Annotated in this window: 21 protein-coding genes; 16 read left to right on the top strand and 5 right to left on the bottom strand. The window is 69.5% G+C overall.

The window, feature by feature from the left end; translation table 11 throughout:
* The first annotated feature begins 43 nt into the window (after positions 1–43).
* The gene (locus ACO2RJ_RS13260; RefSeq protein WP_423268469.1) at positions 44–556 is read left to right on the top strand and encodes a retropepsin-like aspartic protease family protein; all 513 of its coding nucleotides are present in this window, start codon (positions 44–46) and stop codon (positions 554–556) included.
* Positions 557–662: 106 nt separating this feature from the next.
* Positions 663–2,312, top strand: a complete 1,650-nt coding sequence (gene pgm / locus ACO2RJ_RS13265; protein ID WP_423268471.1) for a phosphoglucomutase (alpha-D-glucose-1,6-bisphosphate-dependent) — start codon at positions 663–665, stop codon at positions 2,310–2,312.
* Positions 2,313–2,337: 25 nt separating this feature from the next.
* On the opposite strand, the gene ACO2RJ_RS13270 is transcribed toward pgm, so the two are convergent.
* From ACO2RJ_RS13270 to ACO2RJ_RS13280, 3 genes are all read right to left on the bottom strand, one after another.
* Positions 2,338–5,631 carry an efflux RND transporter permease subunit gene (locus ACO2RJ_RS13270; RefSeq protein ID WP_423268472.1) on the bottom strand — a complete coding sequence of 1,098 codons (3,294 nt, stop codon included), beginning with the start codon at positions 5,629–5,631 and terminating at the stop codon, positions 2,338–2,340.
* A 9-nt stretch (positions 5,632–5,640) separates the two neighbouring features.
* Entirely contained in the window at positions 5,641–6,810 is a 1,170-nt protein-coding gene (locus ACO2RJ_RS13275) for an efflux RND transporter periplasmic adaptor subunit (protein ID WP_423268473.1), read from the bottom strand.
* Positions 6,811–6,957: 147 nt separating this feature from the next.
* Positions 6,958–7,956 (bottom strand): LacI family DNA-binding transcriptional regulator, encoded by a 999-nt coding sequence (locus ACO2RJ_RS13280; protein ID WP_423268474.1) that lies wholly within the window; start codon positions 7,954–7,956, stop codon positions 6,958–6,960.
* 383 nt (positions 7,957–8,339) lie between these two features.
* On the opposite strand from ACO2RJ_RS13280, the gene cysG reads away from it, so the two are divergent.
* From cysG to ACO2RJ_RS13310, 6 genes are read left to right on the top strand one after another with little or no spacing between them, the layout of a single operon-like run.
* On the top strand, positions 8,340–9,755 hold the full coding sequence (gene cysG, locus ACO2RJ_RS13285) for a siroheme synthase CysG (protein ID WP_423268475.1): 1,416 nt from the start codon (positions 8,340–8,342) through the stop codon (positions 9,753–9,755).
* Between the two features lie 11 nt (positions 9,756–9,766).
* On the top strand, positions 9,767–10,102 hold the full coding sequence (locus tag ACO2RJ_RS13290) for a DUF2849 domain-containing protein (protein ID WP_423268476.1): 336 nt from the start codon (positions 9,767–9,769) through the stop codon (positions 10,100–10,102).
* Positions 10,103–10,114: 12 nt separating this feature from the next.
* Positions 10,115–11,776, top strand: coding sequence for a nitrite/sulfite reductase (locus tag ACO2RJ_RS13295; RefSeq protein ID WP_423268477.1), 1,662 nt, complete (start codon positions 10,115–10,117; stop codon positions 11,774–11,776).
* A complete protein-coding gene (locus ACO2RJ_RS13300; protein WP_423268478.1) occupies positions 11,763–12,530 on the top strand; it encodes a phosphoadenylyl-sulfate reductase in 768 nt (255 codons plus the stop codon). Before ACO2RJ_RS13295 ends, ACO2RJ_RS13300 begins: the two co-directional genes overlap by 14 nt.
* Entirely contained in the window at positions 12,527–13,201 is a 675-nt protein-coding gene (locus tag ACO2RJ_RS13305; protein WP_423268479.1) for a DUF934 domain-containing protein, read from the top strand. Before ACO2RJ_RS13300 ends, ACO2RJ_RS13305 begins: the two co-directional genes overlap by 4 nt.
* An 11-nt stretch (positions 13,202–13,212) precedes the next feature.
* Complete coding sequence (locus ACO2RJ_RS13310; protein WP_423268480.1) at positions 13,213–13,545, top strand: 2Fe-2S iron-sulfur cluster-binding protein; 333 nt, start codon at positions 13,213–13,215, stop codon at positions 13,543–13,545.
* A 58-nt stretch (positions 13,546–13,603) separates the two neighbouring features.
* On the opposite strand, the gene ACO2RJ_RS13315 is transcribed toward ACO2RJ_RS13310, so the two are convergent.
* Both ACO2RJ_RS13315 and ACO2RJ_RS13320 read right to left on the bottom strand, forming a co-directional pair.
* On the bottom strand, positions 13,604–14,674 hold the full coding sequence (locus tag ACO2RJ_RS13315) for a dipeptidase (RefSeq protein ID WP_423268481.1): 1,071 nt from the start codon (positions 14,672–14,674) through the stop codon (positions 13,604–13,606).
* A 140-nt stretch (positions 14,675–14,814) separates the two neighbouring features.
* Positions 14,815–15,816 carry an adenosine kinase gene (locus tag ACO2RJ_RS13320; RefSeq protein ID WP_423268482.1) on the bottom strand — a complete coding sequence of 334 codons (1,002 nt, stop codon included), beginning with the start codon at positions 15,814–15,816 and terminating at the stop codon, positions 14,815–14,817.
* A 103-nt stretch (positions 15,817–15,919) separates the two neighbouring features.
* On the opposite strand from ACO2RJ_RS13320, the gene trpS reads away from it, so the two are divergent.
* From trpS to ACO2RJ_RS13360, 8 genes are all read left to right on the top strand, one after another.
* Positions 15,920–16,960 carry a tryptophan--tRNA ligase gene (trpS, locus tag ACO2RJ_RS13325; protein WP_423268483.1) on the top strand — a complete coding sequence of 347 codons (1,041 nt, stop codon included), beginning with the start codon at positions 15,920–15,922 and terminating at the stop codon, positions 16,958–16,960.
* Between the two features lie 43 nt (positions 16,961–17,003).
* On the top strand, positions 17,004–17,498 hold the full coding sequence (locus tag ACO2RJ_RS13330; protein ID WP_423268484.1) for a universal stress protein: 495 nt from the start codon (positions 17,004–17,006) through the stop codon (positions 17,496–17,498).
* A gap of 115 nt (positions 17,499–17,613) precedes the next feature.
* Positions 17,614–18,180 (top strand): NifU family protein, encoded by a 567-nt coding sequence (locus ACO2RJ_RS13335; RefSeq protein ID WP_423268485.1) that lies wholly within the window; start codon positions 17,614–17,616, stop codon positions 18,178–18,180.
* A gap of 107 nt (positions 18,181–18,287) precedes the next feature.
* Positions 18,288–19,361 carry a GSCFA domain-containing protein gene (locus ACO2RJ_RS13340; protein WP_423268486.1) on the top strand — a complete coding sequence of 358 codons (1,074 nt, stop codon included), beginning with the start codon at positions 18,288–18,290 and terminating at the stop codon, positions 19,359–19,361.
* Positions 19,358–20,095 carry a hypothetical protein gene (locus ACO2RJ_RS13345; protein WP_423268487.1) on the top strand — a complete coding sequence of 246 codons (738 nt, stop codon included), beginning with the start codon at positions 19,358–19,360 and terminating at the stop codon, positions 20,093–20,095. Before ACO2RJ_RS13340 ends, ACO2RJ_RS13345 begins: the two co-directional genes overlap by 4 nt.
* Positions 20,096–20,196: 101 nt before the next feature.
* Positions 20,197–20,610 carry a VOC family protein gene (locus ACO2RJ_RS13350; RefSeq protein WP_423268488.1) on the top strand — a complete coding sequence of 138 codons (414 nt, stop codon included), beginning with the start codon at positions 20,197–20,199 and terminating at the stop codon, positions 20,608–20,610.
* Between the two features lie 9 nt (positions 20,611–20,619).
* Entirely contained in the window at positions 20,620–21,564 is a 945-nt protein-coding gene (locus ACO2RJ_RS13355) for a 2-hydroxyacid dehydrogenase (RefSeq protein WP_423268489.1), read from the top strand.
* A gap of 199 nt (positions 21,565–21,763) precedes the next feature.
* Entirely contained in the window at positions 21,764–23,632 is a 1,869-nt protein-coding gene (locus ACO2RJ_RS13360) for a DEAD/DEAH box helicase (RefSeq protein ID WP_423268490.1), read from the top strand.
* Positions 23,633–23,637: the final 5 nt, after the last annotated feature.

The following is a 23,637-nucleotide window of genomic DNA, read 5'->3' on the forward strand; positions in this document are numbered from 1 at the left end:
CGCCGCACCGTAGCGCTTCGGCGGTGCTGAGGCGGATGGCTGCGTGTTCAAGACCTTGCTCGGAGCCGGCGCGATCGTCGCTGCCGCGGCGGTGGCCGCGACAGGGCTGAACACCAGCCTGCTCGCGCCCCAGCCGCCCCTTGCCAAATCGGTTGAGACGCCCGGCGGCGAGGACGACGATCGGTCCGGCGTCGTCACGCTGCGCGCGGACCCTGACGGTCATTTTCGCGTCGACGCCACCATCGGCGGCCGGCGCGTGCCGATGCTGGTCGACACCGGCGCGACCGTGGTCGCCCTCTCCTACGAACAGGGCCAGGCGCTGGGGCTCATCTCGGGCGGCGACCGGTTCGACAGCCGCGTCACCACGGCGAACGGCCAGATCGGCGCCAAGCGGGTCGTCCTGCGCGACGTCCGCATCGGCTCCGTGCGCGTGCCGGACGTGTCCGCGCTGGTGCTGACGCAGGGGGCGATGGACGGAGCGCTTCTCGGCATGAGCTTCCTCGGCCGCCTTCGCCGCATGGAAAGCTCGCGCGACAAGCTCGTGCTCGAACGCTGACCCCGGCTGGCGCTCGGTCCTGCGCGCCATATCTTCCGCCCCGCGCCGAAACCGGCGACAGTCGAGACGGCCGGGCCTGTCGCCCGGTCGAGCGGAGAGCCTTCACGTGCCAGCCGACATCAGCCGCTTCGCCGGCAAACCGATTCCGTCCGATCGACTTGTCGACGTCGCCGGACTGATGACAGCCTATTTCTCCAATGAGCCGGACATGTCCCACGCCGCCCAGCGTGTCGCTTTCGGCACCTCCGGACACCGCGGCTCCTCGCTCGACGGCGTGTTCACGGAAACCCACATCGTGGCGATCGCCCAGGCGATCTGCCTCTACCGCGCCAAGGCCGGGATCGACGGTCCGCTGTTCGTCGGCAAGGACACGCACGCGCTGTCGGAGTCGGCCTTCGCGAGCGCTCTGGAGGTGTTCGCGGCGAACGAGGTCGAGACGCTGATCTCGACCGGGGCGCGCTACACGCCGACGCCGGCCGTGAGCCACGCCATCCTGACCTACAACCGAGGCCGGACCACCGGGCTCGCGGACGGCGTCGTGATCACGCCCTCGCACAACCCGCCGGAGGACGGCGGCTTCAAATACAATCCGACGAACGGGGGCCCGGCAGGCGGCGACGCGACGGGCTGGATCGAGGCCAAGGCCAACGAACTGATCGAGGGCGGCCTCAAGGACGTTCGCCGCATCTCGCTGCAGCGGGCGTTGAAGGCGCCGACGACGGGGCGCCACGACTTTCTCGCGGCCTATGTCGCGGATCTCGGCTCGGTCGTCGATATGGAGGCGATCAGCGCCTCGGGCGTGCGCATCGGCGTCGACCCGCTGGGCGGCTCCGGGCTCGAATACTGGGCGCCGATCGCCGAGCGCTACAAGCTGGACCTAACTGTCACCAACGAGATGGTCGACCCGACCTTCCGCTTCATGACGGCGGACTGGGACGGCAAAGTGCGGATGGACTGCTCGTCGCCTTACGCCATGGCGAAGCTGATCGAGCACCGCGGCGGCTTCGACGTGGCGTTCGCGAACGACCCCGACGCCGATCGCCACGGCGTGGTCGCCCCCTCGGTCGGCCTGCTCAACCCCAACCATTATCTCGCGGCGGCGATCTCGTATTTGTACGGCCACCGGCCGGACTGGAAGGGCTCCCCTGCGATCGGCAAGACGCTGGTGTCGTCGAGCGTGATCGATCGGCTGGCGGCTTCGCTCGGCCTCACCCTGACCGAGGTGCCCGTCGGCTTCAAATGGTTCGTCGACGGCCTCATCGACGGCTCCTTCGGCTTCGTGGGCGAGGAGAGCGCCGGGGCCACGTTCCTGCGCCGCGACGGGACCGTGTGGACGACCGATAAGGACGGCCTGATCCTCGGTCTGCTCGCCGCCGAGATGACGGCCGTCACCGGCAAGGACCCGGGCGAGATCTACCAGGACCTCACGGAGTCGCTGGGCGACCCCGTCTATGAGCGCATCGACGCGCCCGCCACCCCCGAGCAGAAGGCGAAGCTCAAGAAGCTCTCGCCGGCCGACATTCCAGGCGACACGCTCGCGGGCGAGCCGATTCGCGAGCGGCTGACCAAGGCGCCCGGCAACGGCGAAGCCTTCGGCGGCGTCAAGGTCGCGACGCAGAACGGCTGGTTCGCCGCCCGCCCGTCGGGCACCGAGAACGTCTACAAGATCTACGCCGAGAGCTTCCTCGGCGAAGGCCACCTCAAGCGCATCCAGGCGGAGGCGCAGGAGATCGTGTCCAAGGCGATCGGGGGCTGAGGGGCGACGGGACGCCGCCCCTCCTTCACGCCGGTTGCGGCGTCGGGTCGCCGGGCGACGCTCTGCCTTCGCCCGGCTTGGGAGCGGCGGCGGTCGGCGGGGCCGACGGCCCCTCTCCCGCGCCGGCTCCCGGGCCGCCATGCCCGTCGCCGGGCGTACCGCCGCGCGGCGGAGACGTGTCGCCCGAGTCCTTCTTGCGGCTCATCCGGATCACGAGCATGCGGATGGCGACGTAGAACACCGGCGTCAGGAACAGGCCGAGCACCGTCACGCCGACCATGCCGGCCAGCACCGCGACGCCGATCGCCTGCCGCAGCTCGGCGGCCGCGCCCGTCGCGAAAGCGAGCGGCACCACGCCCAGCGAGAAGGCGAGCGACGTCATGATGATCGGCCGCAGCCGGTCCCGACATGCGTCGACGGCGGCGCGGATCGGATCCTCGCCCTCCGCCTCGCGCTGACGCGCGAACTCCACGATCAGGATGGCGTTCTTCGCCGCAAGGCCGATCAGCACGATGAAGCCGATCTGGGTCAGGATGTTGTTGTCCGACCCCTTCGCGGCCACGCCGAGCAGGGCTGCGAGCAGAGACAGCGGCGTGATCAGGATGATCGCGAGCGGCAGGGCCCAGCTCTCGTATTGCGCCGCGAGGAACAGGAACACGAACAGAATGGCGAGAGCGAACACGAAGACCGCCGTATTGCCCGCGAGCTTCTCCTGATAGGCGAGATCGACCCATTCGAACTGCACGCCGGGCGGCGCGACGTCCTTGAACAGCCCTTCCATATATTCGATCGCCTGGCCGGTGGAGACGCCGGGCGCGGCGTTACCCTGCAGCGCGACCGCGTTGTAGATGTTCTGGCGCTCGACCGTGTAAGGGCCCGTCTGGTTGCGCTCGGTGATGAGCGTGCCCAGCGGCACGAGCGCGCCATTCGTCGACCTGACCTTGAACTGATACACGTCCGCCATCTTGACGCGGAATTGCGCGTCCGCCTGGGCGTTCACCTGGAACGTTCGACCCAGCGCCGTGAAGTCGTTCACATAGGCGGTGCCCAGAAGAGACTGCAACGCATCGAATATATTCTGAACAGGAACGTTCAGCTGCTGCGCCTTCACGCGGTCGATGTCGAGATAGACCTGCGGAGCGCGGGTGTTGAAGGACGTGAACACGCCCGCCACCTTGCCCGAGGCGTTGGCCTTCTGGATCATCTCGTTGACCGTGCCTTCCAGGGCGGGGAAGCCCAGGTTGGTGCGGTCCTGCACGTACATCTTGAAGCCGCCGCCCTGGCCGATGCCGCGCACGGTGGGCGGCAGGATGGCGATGACGAAGGCCTCGCGGATCGCGCCCAGCCGCTTCTGAGCCTCGGCCAGGATCGCCGGGGCGCGCTGAGCCGCTCCGAACTCGTTCCGCTTCTCGAACGGATCGAAGATGATGAAGCTCGTCGCAGCGTTCGAAGCGGCCGAGAAGGTCGCGCCGGAGAAGCCCGCGATGGTGACCGCGCTTTTCACGCCCGGCACGCTGCGAGCGATCTCGCTCGCCCGCCGAGCGACCGCGTCGGTCCTCTGCAGATTTGCGCCTTCCGGCAACTGCACCACGAGGATCGCATAGCCTTGGTCGGCCTGCGGGATGAAGCCCCGCGGCACCGACGAGAACATGTAGAGCGCGCCGCCGATCAGGCCGACATAGATGATCAGGAAGATCGACTTGTGCCGCACCATCCAGCCGACGGACGAGCTGTAGCCGTGCGCGCCGCGATCGAAGTTGCGGTTGAACAGGTCGGCCGCCCGCTGTCCCAGTCCGCGCTTGCCGCCATGCTTGTGCGGCTTCAGGAGGATGGCGCAGAGGGCGGGAGATAGCGTCAGCGAGACCAGCGCCGACAGCACGGTCGACGCGGCGATGGTCAGGGCGAACTGCTGGTAGAACACGCCCGAGATGCCGGGAATGAAGGCCGTCGGCACGAACACCGCGCATAACACGAGCGCGATCGCGATGACCGCGACGCCGACCTCGTCCATGGTGGCGTGGGCCGCCTCGCGCGGGGTCTTGCCTAGAGCGATGTTGCGCTCGACGTTCTCCACGACGACGATCGCGTCGTCCACGACGATGCCGATGGCGAGGATCAGGCCGAACAGCGTGAGCATGTTCAGCGAGAAGCCGAACAGGTTCATGACGAAGAAGGTGGCGATCAACGACACCGGGATCGCCGCCACGGGCACGATCGCCGCGCGCCATGACTGCAGGAAGATGAACACGACGATGACCACGAGCGCCACGGCCTCGTAGATCGTCTCCTCGACCGCCGCGATCGACTCGTTGATGAACTCCGTCGGATTGTACTCGATGCGGTATTCGAGGTCCTCGGGGAAGGACGCCTTCAGCGTCTCCATCGTGGCCTTGATCTGCTCAGCGGCCTGGGTCGCGTTGGTGCCCGGCCGCTGGAACACGCCCATGCCGACCGTCGGATCGGCGGCGAGATAGGAATTCGACGAGTAGCTTCTCGCGCCGAGTTCGACGCGCGCCACGTCGCCGACCCTGAGCAGCCGGCCGTCCGACGTGTTGCGGACGATGATCTGCTTGAACTGCTCCGGACTTTGGAACCGGCCCTGGGTCGTGACGGTGATCTGGTTCGCCACGTCCGGCGGCGACGGGGGAGCGCCGAGCGCGCCGCCCGAGACCTGCACGTTCTGGGCGGAGATCGCCGACACCACGTCGCTCGCCGCGAGCCCGTAGGCCGCGAGGCGGTTTGGATCGAGCCAGATGCGGAGAGACAGCTCGCGCTCGCCGAAGATTCGGATGTCGCCGACGCCCTCGAGGCGTTTCAGCGCGTCGACGATGTTCACCGACGCGTAGTTCGACATATAGAGCGTGTCGAGCGACTTCTTGGGCGAAATCAGGTTCACGACCATCAGGAAGTCCGACGATCGCTTGTTGACCTGCACGCCGGTTCGGCTGACGGCCTCCGGCAGCCGCGGCGACGCCTGGGCGACGCGGTTTTGGACCTGAACCTGCGCGATGTCCTGGTTGGTGCCCGGAGCGAAGGTGACCGTGAGCTGCAGCTGACCGTCGCCGGTCGCCAGCGAGTTCATGTAGATCATGCCCTCGACGCCGTTGATCTGCTGCTCCAGCGGAGCGGCGACGGTCTCGGCGATCGTCTCGGCGTTCGCGCCCGGGTAGGACGCGGTCACGGCGATGGTCGGCGGCGCGATCTCGGGGTACTGCGCGATCGGAAGCGCGAGCAGCCCGACCGCGCCGACGATCATCAGAACAATCGAAATGACCGACGCAAAAATGGGTCGGTCGACGAAAAAATGGCCCATTCCCATGACGCGGCCTTACTTCGCTGGCTGCGCCGCGGCGCCTTGCGGATTGGAATCGGGCTTGGTCGGATCAACCGTCTCGGGCTTCACCTGTGAGCCGGGCCGCGCCCGCATCAGCCCATTGACGATCACCTTGTCTTCCGGGGTCAGGCCCTTCTTGATCACGCGCAAGCGCCCGTTCAGCTGACCCAGCTCCACGACCTTCGGGACGACCTTGTCATCCGGACCGATGGTCATGACGACCTTGCGGGTCTGGTCCGACAGGATCGCGTCGTCCGGGATGAGCAGCGCGTCATAGGTCGGGCTCGACTGCAGCTTCAGGCGTCCGAACACTCCGGACGTCAGGAAGCCGTCCTCGTTCGGCACGGTGGCGCGCAGGCGCAGCGTGCCGGTCTGCTGGTCGAGCTGGTTGTCGGCGAAATCGATGCGGCCCTTGATCGTGAACTCGGCCGAGTTCGGCAGGGAGATCTCGACGGGCGCTCCGCCCTCCTCCGGCTTGATCTGCCCGGCGCGGACGAACTCCATGTAGCGGAGGTAGCTCTGCTCATCGACGTCGAAATAGAAGTAGATCGGCTTGGTGTTGACGATCGTCGTCAGGACCGAAGAGCTTGCGCCCGCCGCGATCAGATTGCCCTCCGTCACCAGTTTGCGGCCGATGCGGCCGTCGATCGGCGAGCGGACGTTGGTCCATTCGAGGTTGAGTTTCGCGTTCGCGACCTGGGCCTCGGCGGACTTCAGCGTCGCAAGGGCCTCGCCATAGGCCTGCTGACGCTGCTGGGCGACCTGATCGGAGATGTTGCCGGTGCGCCGGAGGTCCTTGGCGCGCTCGACGTCCGCCTTCGTCAGGTCGACGCGGGTCTGCGCTGTGATGACGGACGATTCGGCCTGCGTCAGCGCCGCCTCATAGGGCCGCGGGTCGATCTTGAAGAGCAGGTCGCCCTTCTTCACGTCCGCGCCGTCCTTGAAGGCGACCTCGATCAGTTGTCCGCTCACCTGAGCGCGCACCTCGACGAGGGCCGACGCCTCGAAGCGGCCGGTGAACTCCGCCATGTCCGCGACCTGCCGCTGAACCGGAGCGGCGACCGAGACCGGCATGGGGCCAGGCGCCCCCTGCGCGCGCGCCGCGGAGATCGGCAGCGCGAACGCGAACGCGACGCAGAAAGCGGGAGCGGCGAGTCGGAACATGAGACACCTGAACAGGGACGCGCGGCGCAAGCTACGCGCATGATACGATCGTCTGACGTCCCCAGGCTGTGTGTAAGGGGCCAGCCCGCCGAGGGCAACTGGGCTGACGCAGCCGAGCCCGGCGGCTCCCCCGCCTGGATGCGGCGCTCAGGCGCTCTCGCGCACGATCAGTTGAAAATCGATGTTCAGCCGGTAGGACGGCAGCGTCCGGCCGAGCCGGGCGGCGGCGCGGGTGGACAACACCATCTTGCCCATCTCCACGCCCACGAGGACCGGGTTGAACCCGATCGTCGTGATGGCGGGCTCGACGTGCCGCGATATGTCGCTGTCGCCGAATCCGACGACGGCGAGATCGGCGGGCGCCGATCGTCCCCGCCGGCGAAGCTCGCCCACGACGCCGACCGCGGCGTAGTCGTTCATACATACAAGCGCGTCGACGTCGGGATGGCGATCAAGCGCCTCCCCCGCCGCCCGAAGGCCCTGATCGAGCGGCGCGAGCGGCGAGCCATGCCGGATGACGATCGGCTGGTCCAAGCCGAGCTCGCGCGCCGCCGTCGTCACGCCCGCGATGCGGTCGGCTTCCCCGGCGTCCGGATCCTGACGGGAAGCGGCGACGGCGACGCGGCGTCGCCCCCGCGACGCAAGATGCCGGACAGCGGCCTGCCCAGCCGCGGCCTGGTCGATCGCGACCACATGGTCGACGCCTTGCCCCGCCCGCTCGAGGCACTCGATGACCGGGATTCCCGCCGCTTCGAGAAGCTTCGTCGCCCGGTCGGTGTGATCGACGCCCACGATCGCGAGCGCCTCGGGGCGGCGGCGAAGAACGGCCCTCAGCACCTGCTCCTCCCGCTCCGGACTGTAATCGGAGAAGCTCATGAAGAGCTCGAGGCCTTCCGCGGAGAGCGTGTCGTGCAGGCCGCGAGCGATCTGGGCGAAGGGCGGAACGGTGAATGTCGGCATGATCACGGCGACAAGACCCGAACGTCCGGACGAGAGCGCCCCCGCCGCCTGGTCCGGCACGTAGCCGACCTCGTCGATCACTTCGAGCACCCGCGCGCGCGTCCGGTCAGAAACCGAGCCGTCCTGGCGGAGCGCCCGGCTCACCGTCATCGCAGAGACGCCGGCGAGTTTAGCGACGTCGGCCATCGTCGGAACAGGTCTCACGGCGCGATCCGCTGATCGAGCGGAAGGAAAACTCCGCTCCGCGCAAGCCGTCGCACTTAAAAACTCCTCTGCCCCGAGCGTTTGACCGAGATTCGGCCGGAGGATGAGCAGGTACGGCGACAAACGTTAGCGTCAAGACCCAAAGAAGAATTTCGCTTTAGCGAAGTCTAGGTAGCGATAACCTACGTCTTAGGTCTAAGATTGGGGTGAGTTGCGTCGCACACGTCACTCCGCGTCGCGGCAGCGGCGGCCGCCCATTAGGGAAGGACGCGCCGGCGCTAATAACAAATTAGAATTGTTATTTTTTCCGCACTTGCAAACCCAAATGTAAAATATCATTGTTCCGGCCGAACGGAGCCACACCGATGCCGCGACTGTCCTCGTTTCCGGCCTTCCACCGCGTCGCCGATCGCCTTGTGCTGATCGTCGGCTCGGGCGCGGCCGCGGCTGCGAAGGTGCGGCTGCTCGGCGAGACGGAGGCGCGTCTCGTCGTCGTCGCCCCCGCCCCTGGCGCGGAGCTTGTCGCCGACGCGGCGCGGGTCGGCGCCGAACTCAGGGACGAAGCGTTCGCGCCGGGTCATCTCGAGGGCGCCGTGCTCGCCTTCGCCGCGACCGAGGATGAGGACGAGGACCGGCGCATCGCCGAGGCCGCGCACGCCGCCCGCGTGCCGGTGAACGTCGTCGACCGCCCCGACCTCTGCGATTTCACGACGCCCGCCATCGTCAACCGGGCGCCGCTCGCCGTAGCTATCGGCACCGAAGGCGCGGCCCCCGTCCTTGCGCGGCACGTCCGGGCGAAGATCGAGGCGATGCTTGCGCCGGAGATCGGCCGCCTCGCCTCGCTCGCCGACGGGCTGCGTTCGACGGTGGCCCGAATGATTCCCGGCGGCGAGGCGCGCCGCCGCTTCTGGGCCGGCCTCTTCGACGGTCCCGTCTCCGCCCGGGCGCTCGCCGGCGACGTCGCGGGAGCGCGGGCCGAAGCAATCCGCATGATGGCGGCCGAGCCGGACGTCGCCGGCTTCGTCTGGCTGGTCGGGGCCGGCCCGGGCGCGACCGATCTTCTGACGCTGCGCGCCCAGCGCGTGCTCCAGGAGGCCGACGTGATCATCCACGACGCCCTCGTCCCGGAGGAGGTCATCGCCATGGGCCGCCGTGACGCGCATCGCATCTCGGTCGGCAAGCGCAAGGGCCGCCACGAGGCCACGCAAAGTGAGATTGACGCGATCCTGGTGCGCGAGGCGAAGACGGGCCGCCGCGTCGTCCGTCTCAAGAGCGGCGATCCTCTGATCTTCGGGCGCGCCGGCGAGGAGATGGACGCGCTGTCCGCCGCCGGCGTGCCCTTCGAAGTCATCCCCGGCGTCACCGCGGCCTTCGCGGCGGCGGCGTCCGCCCGCACCCCGCTCACGCTGCGCGGCGTCGCATCGAGCCTGGTCTTCGCGACCGGTCACGACGTCGACGGCCGCACGCTGCCGGACTGGGCGGGCCTGGCGCTCGGCGGCGCGACCGTCGCCGTCTATATGGGCCGCACGGTCGCCGCCGCCGTCGCGGACCGGCTTGTCGAAGCCGGCCTGTCGCCCGACACGCCGGTCGCCGCCGTCGAGAACGCCTCGCAGCCGGACGAGCGCCTGCTCGTCGGCGCGCTTGGCGACCTTCCGACGCTCGCGGAGCGCGGCGACATCGACGGTCCCGTCCTTATCCTGATCGGGCGTGCGCTCGCGAGCGGCTACGCCGAACGAGCCGCTCCGCTCGCCCTCCCGAGCGCGGCCGTCGCCGCGGCCTGAAAGCAGATTCCATGGCAGCTCCCATCCAGAAGTCGGCGGCCAAGACCCGGGCCGCCTTCCAGGTCGTCACCGCCAACCGGCTCGACGACGGCGTGGTCGTCTATCTCGATCCGGCCGGCGGCTGGACCGAACGGATCGACGACGCGAAGGTCGTGGAAGGAGAGGCCGCGCTTGCGGCCGCCGTCGACGAGGCCAAGCGCGCCGAGGCCGACCGCGTCGTCCTGGAATCCTATCCGATCGACGTGGCGCGCGAGGACGATTTCGTCCTGCCCCTGCGCCTCCGCGAAAAGATCCGCGCCGCCGGCCCGACGATCCGCCCGGACGTCGGCCGCGCCTTGGGCGCCTGAGGACCTATCTCCATGTACCGCTACGACGAATTCGACCACAGCTTCGTCTCGTCCCGCGTCGCGCAGTTCCGCGAGCAGGTCGAGCGCCGGCTGTCCGGCGAACTGACGGAAGACCAGTTCAAGCCGCTCCGGCTGATGAACGGCGTCTACCTGCAGCTCCACGCCTACATGCTGCGGATCGCGATCCCCTACGGCACGCTGTCGTCCAAGCAGATGCGCATGCTGGCCCACATCGCGCGGACCTATGACCGCGGCTACGGCCACTTCACGACGCGCCAGAACCTGCAGTTCAACTGGCCGGCGCTGAAGGACATTCCGGCGATCCTCGACGACCTCGCGTCGGTCGAGATGCACGCGCTGCAGACCTCAGGCAGCTGCATCCGCAACGTGACGGCCGACCATTTCGCCGGCGCCGCGGCGGACGAGGTGGTCGATCCCCGCCCTTACGCCGAAATCCTGCGGCAGTGGTCGTCGATCCACCCGGAATTCACCTACCTGCCCCGCAAGTTCAAGCTCGCGGTGATCGGGGCGTCCGCCGATCGGGCGGCGATCCAGACCCACGACATCGGGCTTGAGGTGAAGCGCGACGACGGCGGCGCGCTGGGCTTTGCCGTCTATGTCGGCGGCGGCCAGGGCCGCACCCCCATGATCGCGCACAAGATCCGCGACTTCCTGCCCGAAGAGGACCTGCTCGCCTATGTCGAGGCGATCATGCGGATCTACAATCTGCACGGCCGCCGCGACAACAAGTACAAGGCGCGCATCAAGATCCTCGTGCACGAGACCGGCGCGGAGGAGATCGCCCGCCAGATCGAGGCGGAGTTCGCCGAAGTCCGCAAGAGCGAAATTCTGCGGCTGCCCGACGAGGAGATCCGGCGGATCGAGGCCTATTTCGCGCCGCCCGCCCTCGCCGAAAAGCCGGAGCGATCGAGCGTCCTCGAGGCCGCCAAGGCCGACAGCCGCGAGTTCGCGGCTTTCGCCGAGAACAACGTGTTCCCGCACAAGCGCGTCGGCTACGGCGTCGTCACGATCGCGCTGAAGGCGATCGGCGCCATTCCGGGCGACGCCTCCGCCGAGCAGATGGACGCGGTCGCCGACCTCGCCGACCGCTACAGCCAAAGCGAGATCCGCGTCAGCCACGAGCAGAACCTCGTGCTCCCGCACGTCGCCCTCGACGATCTGCCCGCCCTCTACGCGGCTCTCGCCGAGCAGGGGCTCGCGACCGGCAACGCCGGCCTCGTCACCGACATCATCTGCTGCCCCGGGCTCGACTATTGCGCGCTCGCCAACGCCCGCTCGATCCCGCTCGCGCAGGAGCTGTCGACGCGCTTCGGCGACGCCGAGCGCCAGAAGGAGATCGGCGAGCTCAAGATCAAGATCTCGGGGTGCATCAACGCCTGCGGCCACCACCATGTCGGCCATATCGGGCTGCTCGGGGTCGATAAGCGCGGCGAAGAAGTCTACCAGATCACGCTCGGCGGCTCCGGCGACGAGACCGCCGCGGTCGGCACGCTGGTTGGACCCGCCTTCAAGACCCACGAGGTCGCGGACGCCGTCGAGACCGTCGTCGACACCTATCTGAAGCTGCGGGAAAGCCCGGACGAGACCTTCCTCGCCGCGGTGCGCAGGCTCGGCCAGTCGCCGTTCAAGGAGGCGCTCTATGGAGCGGCCTGATCTCCCTGTTCCGGAGATCAGTCGGGCGCGGGCGGCGGAGCGGGCGACCTCGCTCGCGGCTCACCTCGATCGGCGCTTCGGCCGGCTCGACGCCGTCGACATCCTGCGCGAGGCGATCCGGAACCTGTTCCGAGGCCGCATCGCTCTGGTGTCGAGCTTCGGCGCGGACTCCGCGGTGCTGCTGCATCTCGTGGCCCAGGTCGACCGCGCGACGCCGGTCGTCCTGGTCGACACCGGGCAGCTGTTCGACGAGACGCTCGCCTATCGCGACGAGCTGACGGCCCGTCTCGGCCTCACCGATCTGCGCGCCGCGCAGCCGGACGCGGAGCGCCTCGCGCGCTTCGACCCGGAGAAGTTCCTGTGGCAGTCGAACCCCGAGCTCTGCTGCCGCCTTCGCAAGGTGGAGCCGCTCGCGCAGTCGCTCGGCGACTTCCCGGCCTGGATTTCCGGTCGCAAGCGCTTCCAGGCGGCGACGCGCGAGGAGTTGCCGGCCTTCGAGGCCGACGGCGCCCGCATCAAGGTCAATCCGCTGGCCGCCTGGTCGGCGGAGGACGTCGCGGCCTACCGCGCCGAACATGATCTGCCCGCGCATCCGCTGGTGAAGCACGGGTTCCTGTCGATCGGCTGCATGCCCTGCACCACGCGGGTCAAGCCGGGCGAAGACGCAAGAGCCGGCCGCTGGCGCGGACTGGCCAAGGTTGAGTGCGGAATCCATACGCGGAACGCGATGGAGAGTGAGGGAAGCGGAATATGACGCCCGCCAACGCTGCGCTGCTGCGCGACACCGACCTGCGCGATCCCGCGCCGGCTTCCGAGACCGCCCGCTCCCGCAAGGAGGCCGGACCGCGGCTCGCCGTGCTGCGCGAGGGGGCGCCAACCGCCGAGTCTGCCGGCTCTCCCCTTCCCGACGGCCCGGCCCTCTGGCGCGCCGGCCGCTTCGAGGCGGACGAATGGGCCGTGGTCGGCCCCGAAGAGGCGATCGGCGCCGGCCCGTCGATCGTGCCGCTCGAGCGGCTGCTGGCCGAGATCGACGCGCTCGCGCCGGGGGACGCGTCGCTCGGCGTGCTCGTGCAGCCCAATGAAGCGGTCGAGGAGCTCGCGCCGCTGCTCGACCGGGTCGCGCTCGTCGCGCTGGTGTTCCCGAAATACACCGACGGCCGCGCGATGTCGGCGGCGCGCCTGCTGCGCGAACGCTATGGCTTCAAGGGCGAGCTGCGCGCCACCGGAGACGTGCTCATCGACCAGATGCCGCTGATGCGCCGCTGCGGCTTCGACGCCTTTGCAGTGACCGACCGGGCGACCCGCGCGCAGCTTGCGGCTGGCAAATGGCCCGACATTCCGTTCTATATGCAGCCCGTCGGCTCCTCGATGCAGGGCGAGGCGCCCGCCGGCGCGCGCCCCTGGGCGCGACGCCTGGTCGCCTGAAGGAACCGCCGGTGAAGATCAACGTCCGCGACCGCCACGGAAAACTGCACGAGCTCGAGGCCCTTGAGGGCTGGCGGGTGATGGAGGTCATCCGCGACTGGGGCGTCGGCATCAAGGCCGAATGCGGCGGCGCCTGCGCCTGCGCGACCTGCCATGTCTATGTCGATCCCGAATGGGTCGACCGCCTCACGCCGGCGACCGACGAGGAGCAGGACATGCTCGACAGCGCGTTTTCCGTCGACGACACGTCCCGGCTGTCCTGCCAGATCCTGATGTCGGAAGAGCTCGACGGCCTGACCGTCACGATCGCCCCCGGCAGCGAGCCGGACGAGATGGCGGCGTAAGTCCGTCGCCGCCAAGGGGGTCCGGTCGAAGCGGATCATTCCGGTTGCGAAGCGGCGGTCACCCGCCCCAGACGCGCTCCAGAACGCCCATCCAGTTCCGCCAGGCGAGCTTTTCGAGCGTCGCGTCGTCAAAGCCGTGCGCGCGGAGCGCCGCGATCAGGCGCGGCAGGCCGGCCGCGTCGCCAAGCGCCGCCGGCACGATCGCCCCGTCGAAGTCCGAGCCGAAGCCGACGCGGTCCTCGCCGAGCCGGCCGATCAGATGATCGAGGTGGCGCGCCATGTCGTCGAGCGGCGTGTCGGCGCGCATGCGGCCGTCCTCGCGCAGAAAGCAGCTCGCGAAATTGAGGCCGACCAGCCCGTCCCGTTCGGCGATGGCGTCGAGCTGGGCGTCGGTCAGATTGCGGGCGTGCGGCGTGACGGCGTGGGCGTTGGAATGGGTCGCGACCAGCGGCGCGCGGCTTGTCGCCGCGACATCCCAGAAGCCCGCCTCGTTGAGATGCGACAGGTCCACGACGATCTTCAGCGCGTCGCATTCCCGCACCAGCGCCTTGCCGGCGTCGGTCAGCCCCGGCCCGATGTCGGGCGAGGCCGGGAAGCGGAACGGCGCGCCGTGGCCGAACACGTTGGGACGGCTCCACACCGGCCCCAGCGAGCGCAGTCCCGCGGCGTGCAGCACGTGCAGAGCGTCGAGATCGGCGCCGATCGCTTCCGCCCCTTCGATGTGCAGGACGGTCGCGAAGGCGCCGCGCTCCTTCGCAGCAAGGATGTCGGCGACCCTCCGGCAGACCGCGACGGCCCCGTCCGAGGCGCGCTCGACCCTGAACAGCGTCGCCGCCATCCCGAGGGTCGCGGCCTGCGCGTCGCCGAGCGGAAGCGGACCCGGCAGCGGCACGTCGTAGGACGCCTCGCGCATCATCCGGATGTAGTCGACGCCGAGCTGCTGCGACGGCGTGAAGATCGCGAACAGCCCGCCGAACAGGCCGCCCTGCCGAGCCTTCGGCAGGTCGATATGCCCGCCGACGCCGCCGTCAAGGAAGGCCGCCGCCCCGCCGTCGGCGTCGCGCCGCTGCCAGAGCCGAAGCAGTGTGTCGTTATGGCCGTCGAAGACGGGGATCGGCGCGTCGGTCATCTCGTGCGGACAAGATCAGGCGCAGCGGCGGCGCGCAACGACGGCGTCAGAGGCCGGGACAACGCCTCGGCGGGCGGAGCCTGCCCGGGCGGCGGCTGACGCCGCCGGCCAGATTCCGTCACGAGGCGAAGGGAAGAGGCTCAGACCAACCCGTTTTCGGCGGCGAGCGCCTTGAGCTCGACCTGAGGCCGCGCGCCGACGTGAGAGATGACCTCCGCCGCCGCGAGCGCCCCGAGTTCGGCCGAGCGCTTCAGTCCGAACCCGTTGACATGGCCGTAGAGGAATCCGGCCGCGAACAGGTCGCCGGCGCCGGTCTTGTCGACGATCGACCCGTCGACGGGCGCCGCCGGCGCATAGACGCGCTCGCCGCGTTCGATCACCACGCAGCCGTCCGCTCCCAGCGTCACCGCGGCGAGCTTCGCGTCGTTCGCGACCGCCGCGAGCGCCGTCTCGATGTCGCCCGTCTCGTAGAGCGACTTCAGCTCGCTGTCGTTGGCGAACAGGATGTCGACCTCGCCGGTCCGGATCAGCTCCAGGAACTCTGCGCGGTAGCGGTCGACGCAGAACGAGTCGGACAGCGACAGCGCGACCTGGCGGCCCGCCCCGTGGGCGATGGCCGCGGCCTTCCGGAACGCCTCCTTGGCCGCCGGCGGATCCCAGAGATAGCCTTCGAGATAGGTGACCTTGGCGGCCTTGACCGCCTCCTCGTCGATGTCGCCGGCGTTCAGGCCCTGGCAGGCGCCGAGATAGGTCGACATGGTGCGCTCGCCGTCCGGCGTCACCAGGATGAAGCAGCGGGCGGTGGCGACCCCGTCGGAGGCGCCCGGCGTCGGGAAGTCGACGCCGATCGCTGTGATGTCGTGGCGGAACACGGCGCCGAGCGCGTCGGCCTTGACCTTGCCGATGAAGGCGACCTTGCCGCCGAGCGAGCCGAGGCCGGCCAGCGTGTTCGCGGCCGAGCCGCCCGAGGCTTCGATGGCCGGCCCCATCAGACTGTAGAGCGCCTCGGCGCGCGCCTCGTCGATCAGCGTCATCGATCCCTTGGCGAGGCCTTCCCGGACCAGGAACTCCTCGTCGGTCATGGCGATCACATCGACGATGGCGTTGCCGATGCCGAGGACGTCGTATTTCGTGGCGGTCATGCGGGAACGGCTCCGGGCGGGAAAGGGAAGGGCGCGCGGGCCTTGCGCGGCCCTGTGAGCGACGCCATAACGCGCCGTCGCTCACGGGGCAAACACGAACAAAATGACCAACGCGCACGAGCGGGTGTTTTCCGGCGTCCAGCCGACGGGCAACCTGCATCTCGGCAACTATCTCGGCGCCATCAAGCGCTTCGTGGAGCTGCAGGACAGGTTCGACTGCCTCTATTGCGTGGTCGACCTGCACGCGATCACGGTGTGGCAGGACCCCGCCGAGCTGAAGCGCTCCATCCGCGAGGTCGCGGCCGCGTTCCTCGCGGCCGGCGTCGACGGCGAGAAGCACATCGTGTTCAACCAGAGCCAGGTGTCGGCCCACGCCGAGCTCGCCTGGATCTTCAACTGCGTCGCCCGCCTCGGCTGGCTGAACCGCATGACGCAGTTCAAGGAAAAGGCCGGCAAGGACCGCGAGAACGCGAGCGTCGGCCTCTACGCCTATCCGAACCTGATGGCGGCCGACATCCTGGCCTATCGCGCGACCCATGTGCCGGTCGGCGAGGACCAGAAGCAGCATCTCGAGCTCGCCCGCGACATCGCGCAGAAGTTCAACAACGACTTCGCCGCCTCGATCGCCGAGAACGGCCTTCCGGAAAAGTTCTTCCCCCAGCCCGAGCCGCTGATCGCGGGGCCGGCGACGCGCGTCATGAGCCTGCGCGACGGCTCGAAGAAGATGTCGAAGTCGGAGCCGTCGGACGCGAGCCGCATCAACCTCACCGACGACGCCGACCAGATCGCGCAGAAGATCCGCCGCGCGAAAACCGATCCGCTGCCGTTGCCCGAGACCGTCGAAGGCCTCAAGGAGCGACCCGAAGCCGACAACCTCGTCGGCATCTACGCGGCTCTCGCCGACACCGACGCCGCGGGCGTCATCGCCGAGCATGGCGGGTCGCAGTTCTCGCAGTTCAAACAGGCGCTGGTCGATCTGACGGTCGCCAAGCTGTCGCCGATCACCGCCGAAATGAAGCGGCTCGTCGCCGACCCCGGCCACATCGACCGGACGCTCGGCCACGGCGCCGAGCGCGCCGAAGCGATCGCCGGCGAGACCATGCGGCACGTGAAGGACATCGTCGGGTTCGTCCGGCGCCCCTGACGGCGGATTGCGGACCTCGTCCCCCTCCCCCATCCTGTCGGCCATGACCGCCATCCGCCGCTGCTACGAGGCCGGCCACCGGCCCAAGTTCCTCGTCGTCGTCGACGACACGGAGGAGGCCGACCGCGCGCTCTATTTCGCCGCGCGCCGCGCCGCCCGGGTTGGGGCGACGGTCGTCCTGCTCGCGACCTATAAGGCCGGGGAGTTCCAGCACTGGTTCGGCGTCGGCGACGTCATGCGCGAGGAGCAGGGGGCCGCGGCTAAGGCGCATCTCGCCCGCTTCGCGGCGCGCGCCCGGGAGATCGCGGACGTCGAGGCCGAGCCGGTCGCGCGCGAAGGGGCGCCCGCAGACGCGCTGGTGTCGCTGATCGAGGAGGACGAGGACATCGCCCTGCTCGTGCTCGCCGCGGGCGCCGGCGCGGAGGGACCTGGCCCGCTCGTCGCCTCGATCGCCGGCAAGTCGGTCGGCGCCTTCCCGATCCCGATCGCGATCGTGCCGGGCGGCCTGAGCGACGCCCAGATCGACAGCCTGACCTGAGCGGCCGCCGGAACTGCGGCGCCGCGCCGACATCCGACTCCGCGCCGGCGCCCTCGCGATTGACCCTTCGGCGGAAAGCCACCATGTCTCGGACAACCCGAGAGGTTCTGCACCGATGTTCATTCAGACCGAAGCGACCCCAAACCCGGCCACGCTCAAGTTTCTGCCCGGCCGCGACGTGCTGCCCGGCGGCACGCTCGAGATGAAGAGCCCCGCGGACGCCGAGCGCTCGCCGCTCGCGCAGAAGCTGTTCGCCGTCGACGGGGTGACCGGGGTGTTCTACGGCTCGGACTTCATCACGGTCACCAAGGCCGGCGGCGAGTGGCAGCATCTGAAGCCCGCGATCCTGGGCGCGATCATGGAGCATTATTTGTCCGGCCTGCCGCTGGTGGCGGAGGGCGCCCCCGCGGGCGACGCGCCTGACGCGGACGAGTTCTTCGAGGACGCCGACGCCGAGACGGTCGACACGATCAAGGAGCTGATCGAGACCCGCGTCCGCCCGGCCGTCGCGATGGACGGCGGCGACATCACCTTCCGCGGATTCCGCGAGGGCGTGGTCTATCTCAACATGAAGGGCTCCTGCGCGGGCTGCCCGTCGTCGACCGCGACGCTGAAGCAGGGCATCGAGAACCTGCTTCGCCACTTCGTGCCCGAGGTCGAGGAGGTCCGCCCGGTCACGTGACCGGCGGCTGACGCGGGGCCACCTGTGCGGTTGCGCCTGTTTGCGCGGCGCACCAGATGGGCTAGCGTCCGCGCGTACTGTTGAGCGCGCCGGAGCTTCGAAGACACGTGCTGACGCGAACGAAGAACCCCTATCAGGGCCTTCCGGAAAGCGCCTTCTGGAAGACGGGCGTGTCGAACAAGAGCATGTTCGACATCTCCGACATCTGGGACCCGAAATTCCCGATCGCGCCGAAGCACCAGGTCGCGACCTTTGGCTCGTGTTTCGCGCAGCATATCGGCCGGGCGCTGCGCGCGCGCGGCTATCGCTGGATGATCACGGAGGAGCCGCCGCGCGGTCTCAACGACGCGAGTCAGCGGCGCTTCAACTACGACGTCTTCACCTGCCGCACCGGCACGATCTACACGACCACGCTGCTCCGGCAGTGGATTTCCTGGGCGGCGGGCGAGCAGCCGGTTCCGGACGAGGCCTGGGAGGTCGACGGCCGCTTCGTCGATCCTTTCCGTCCGCGGATCGAACCCGGCGGTTTTGAGAGCCTGGACGAGCTCCGCCAGTCCCGCGCGGTGACGATCGCGGCGTTTCGAACCGCGATCGAGCAGTCGGACTGCTTCGTCTTCACCATGGGCCTGACTGAGAGCTGGTGGAACGCCCGCCACGGCTTCGAATATCCGGTATGTCCGGGCACGGTCGCAGGCGAGTTTGATCCGGACGCGCACGCCTTCCGCAATCAGGGCTTCGCCGAGATCCGGCAGGCGTTGACCCAGAGCATCCAAGGGCTGCGCAAGCTCAACCCCAAGATCAAGGTCATCCTCACGGTCTCGCCGGTGCCGCTGACCGCGACCGCATCGGGCCGGCATGTTCTGGCGGCGACGATGCTGTCCAAATCGGTTCTGCGGGCGGTGGCGGACGAAGTCTCGAACCGCATGCCGAACGTCGACTATTTCCCGTCCTTCGAACTGGTGTTCAGCCCGCCGTTCCGGGCGACTTTCTTCGAGCCCAACATGCGCGACATCAATCCGCATGGGGTGGACTTCGTCATGGACACGTTCTTCGGGGCGCAGGCCGCGAAGTTCGGCGACCGCGTGCGGCCGCCGACCGCCGCGTCGGCCCGCCCGCCGAAGAAGACGAACGAGGACGTGGTCTGTGAAGAGCGCCTGCTCGAAGCCTTCGGAGCGCGATGATGCGGGTCTGCGTGCTCGGCAACAGCCACGCGGCGGCGCTTAAGCTCGCTTATGACGCCGACCCCTCGATCGCCACGCGGATGGAGCTGACGTTTTTCGCCCATCGCGGCGGGGCGTTGCGTCAACTGCGCGCGCGGGACGGGATCATCGTGCCTACCAAAGCCGAGGTGGAGAAGGCGATCGCGCACACATCCGGCGGGCTCAAGCAGATCGATCCTGCGCTGTACGACGTCTTCCTGGTGTACGGGTTGGGAGTCCGCGCCTATCGGCCCCCGATGACGTTCTTCTCGCGAGCGGCCCGCCTGCAGGCGGCCCGGGACCACGTGTCCCAGTCGCTCGCGATGCCGATCCTCGACCTTCTCGGAGGCGTCGGAGCGGCCCCGATCTACGTGGCCCATGAGCCGATGATGGCGAGCAGGAGGCCGCAGGAGCCTGGCCGTCATCCGGATTACGCCGCGGGGATCGCGCTGCTCAACGAGGCGGTGTTCAACCCGCGCGACTCCATGCTGCTGGAACAGCCTCTGGAGACCGTCGTCAATGGCTGGGAGACAGGGAACGCCTTCTCCATCGGCTCCCGCCGGCTGGACATCGGGGACAAGATCTCCGGCGACCTGCATCAGGATGCGGATCACGGCCACATGAACCAGGAGTTCGGCCGGATCTACCTCGGCATGCTGGCCGACCGGCTGGCGTCCCCCGCCGCCCGGCCGCAGGCGGCCGTCGCGGGAGGCTGACAACGGCCAAATTCCGCGCCGTCGGGTCGGGAAACGCACGTCTTGCTCGTCCGTGCTGCGGGCGCCAGACAGGACGTCGTCCGCACACGGAGCCTTTCGTCATGCCTTCCCCGTTCCACCTCGCCTATCATGTCACCGACCTCGACGCCGCCAGGCGCTTTTATGGCGGCGTCCTTGGCTGCGCGGAGGGGCGGTCGACCGACACCTGGGTCGATTTCGACTTCTTCGGGCACCAGATCTCGCTTCATCTCGGAGAGCCGTTCCCCGTCACACGCACCGGCAAGGTCGGCGACCACATGGTGATGATGCCGCATCTCGGCGTCGTGCTGCCCCTCGACGACTGGTTCGCGCTGGCCGAGCGCCTGGAACAGGGCGGCGTCGCCTTCGACATTCCTCCGGTCGTGCGCTTCCAGGGCGAGCCCGGCGAGCAGCGCACCATGTTCTTCTTCGATCCGTCGGGAAATCCGATCGAGGTCAAGGGCTTCAAGGACTTCGGCAGCGTGTTCGCGAGCTGAGCGACCGTGGTGGCCGGATCTCTCGCGCTCGTCACGCGGCTCGACGCGGCGGAGGACGGCGCCTGGCTGGCGGCCCTGTCCGCCGCCATGCCGGAGGAGGCGATCGCGCCGTTCCGCGCGATCGCGCCAGCACGACGAGGCGACGTCAACGTCGCGATCGTGGCCGACCCCGACCCGGCGGACGTGGCCGCCCTGCCCAACCTCGCTTTCGTGCAGAGCCTGTGGGCGGGCGTCGAACGGCTCGCGAGCGAGCTCGGGCCCGGCGCGCCGCCGATCGTGCGCCTGGTCGATCCCGAAATGGCCCGGACCATGGCCGGCGCGGCGCTCGCCTGGACGCTTTATCTGCAGCGCGACATGCCGGCCTATGCGCGGCAGCAGCGCGACCGCGTCTGGCGACCCCTCCCCTACCGCAAGCCGTCGGACATGACGGTCGGACTGCTCGGCCTCGGCGAACTTGGCGCCGCCGCCGCGGCGAGCCTCGTCGTGGCCGGCTTCCGGGTCGCGGGCTGGAGCCGCTCTCTCAAATCACTGCCGGGCGTGGGGACTCGTTCCGGCGAGGACGGCCTCCTTGCCACGCTCGGCGCGAGCGACGTCGTCGTCTGCCTCGTGCCGCTGACGCCCGAGACCCGCGGCTTGCTGCATGCAGGCCGCTTCACCGCGATGAAGCCGGGGGCCGGGCTGATCAATTTCGCCCGCGGACCGGTCGTCTCGACCCCCGACCTTCTCGCGGCGCTCGACGCCGGCCGCCTCTCCCACGCGGTGCTCGACGTGTTCGACGAGGAGCCGCTCCCCGCGTCGTCGCCGCTCTGGGCTCATCCGGATGTGACGGTGCTGCCGCACGTCGCCGCCCCGACGGATCTCCGGACCGCGGCGAGCGTCGTCGCGGAGAACGTCCGGCGCTACCGCGCGGAAGGCCGCATCCCCGACGCGGTCGATCGACGGCGGGGCTATTAGCGGTCGACGGTCGCGCCCTGCGCTGCGCGCAACCCTTGAGACCGCGCGCAAACTGGCTTTTCCGACCGATCTGGCGTAGGAACGCGCGCAATCCGCATTCAGCCTCTTGCGATCGACCGGACGCGTCCTGCGCCCGCGCGTTCGTCTTGCGCCACCGAAAGCCTCCACCGTGCTCCTGGTCTCCGACTCTTCTCCTCTCATGCGAGCGCTCGCCGAGCGCGGCTACGCCGAGCTGACCGCCGTCCAGGGCGAGGTGCTGTCCCCGGCCGCTCGCGGGCGCGATCTCCTGGTCTCCGCGCAGACCGGGTCGGGCAAGACCGTCGCCTACGGCCTCGCGCTCGGCGAGACGCTGCTCGGCGGCGCCGAGCGCCTCGGCTTTGCGGCGCAGCCGCTCGCGCTGGTCGTCGCGCCGACGCGCGAGCTCGCGCTGCAGGTCGAGCGGGAACTCGCCTGGCTCTACGCCGGAGCCGGCGGCCGTGTGGTCTCCTGCGTCGGCGGCATGGACGCCCGGTCCGAGCGCAAGCGCCTTGAGCTCGGCGCCCATATCGTGGTCGGCACTCCCGGCCGCCTGCGCGACCATATCGACCGTCGCGCCCTCGACGTCTCGAACCTCCAGGCCGTCGTGCTCGACGAGGCCGACGAGATGCTCGATCTCGGCTTCCGCGAGGACCTCGAATTCATCCTGGAGGCGACGCCGGAGCAGCGCCGCACCCTGCTGTTCTCGGCCACCCTGCCGGACGCGATCGTCGCGATCGCCCGCCGCTTCCAGCGCGACGCCGCGCGCATCGAGACGGCCAGCGCCGCGCGCGGTCACGCCGACATCGAGCACCGCGCCGTCCGCGTCGCACCGCGCCAGACCGACGCCGCGGTCGTCAACGTTCTGCGCCAGCACGACGCCGCCGCTGCGATCGTGTTCTGCTCGACCCGCGAAGCCGTGCGGCGGCTGCACGCCAAGCTCGCCCAGCGCGGCTTCGCGGCCGTGCTGATTTCCGGCGAGCTCGGCCAGGCCGAGCGCAACCGCGCCCTCGAGGAGCTGCGCAGCGGCCGCGCCCGGGTCTGCGTCGCGACCGACGTCGCGGCGCGCGGCATCGACCTCGCCAATGTCGAGCTCGTCGTCCACGCCGATCTGCCGCATGACGCCGAGATCTTCCAGCACCGCAGCGGCCGCACCGGTCGCGCGGGTCGCAAGGGCGTCAGCGTGCTGCTCGTCCCGACGTCGCGCCGCCGCAAGGCCGAGACGCTGATGGTCGACGCCGGAGCGACGCCGATCTGGAGCGGCCCGCCGGCCGCGGACGAGATCCGCGCGCTTGATCAGGAACGCCTGTTCGCGGAGCCGGCCGTTTCGGCGCCCGCCACCGGCGAGGAACTCGCCCGCGCCCGCGCCCTGCTCGGCCGCCTGAGCGCGGAAGAGGCGGCCGTCGCGCTGCTGCGCTTCCATGCGGCGCGGCTGCCGGAGCCCGAAGAGCTCGAGGATCCAGGCGAGTGGAACGGCCCGCGCGAGCGCGTCCGGCCGAACGACGCCCCGCGCGAGGAGCGGTCGGGCGAGCCCCATGCGCACCGGCGCGAGGCGTTCGGCGACAGCGTGTGGTTCCGCCTCGGCGTCGGCCGCAAGCAGAACGCCGACCCGAAATGGCTGCTGCCCATGATCTGCCGCCGCGGCGGCATCACGCGCAACGAGATCGGCGCGATCCGCATCTTCGATCGGGAGAGCAAGGTGGCGATCGCGGCCTCCGTCGCCGACCGCTTCGCGGCGGCGACACAGCGCGCCGAAAAGGGCGACGTCGTCATCAGCCTCGGCGACGCGCCCGAGGAGCGGGCGGCGCCGGCGCGCAGCCACGCTCCGCGCCCTGCGACGCCGCGCGCGGACAAGCCGGTCTACGCTAAGCCGTCGTCCTGGGCGCCCGCCGCGTCCAAGGGCAAGTTCGGAAAGGCGTCCGCCGGACGTCCGGACCGCGCCAAACCGGAACGCAAGCGCGACGGCCGGCGCGACAACGCCGCGGCCCCGGCGGCGCACGCGCCCGCCCGGGCGAAAGACAAGCACGCGCCGCGCCGCGAACGCGGGTCCTGAACGGG

It is taken from the genome of Hansschlegelia sp. KR7-227, from assembly GCF_049446035.1.
Taxonomy (GTDB): domain Bacteria; phylum Pseudomonadota; class Alphaproteobacteria; order Rhizobiales; family Methylopilaceae; genus Methylopila.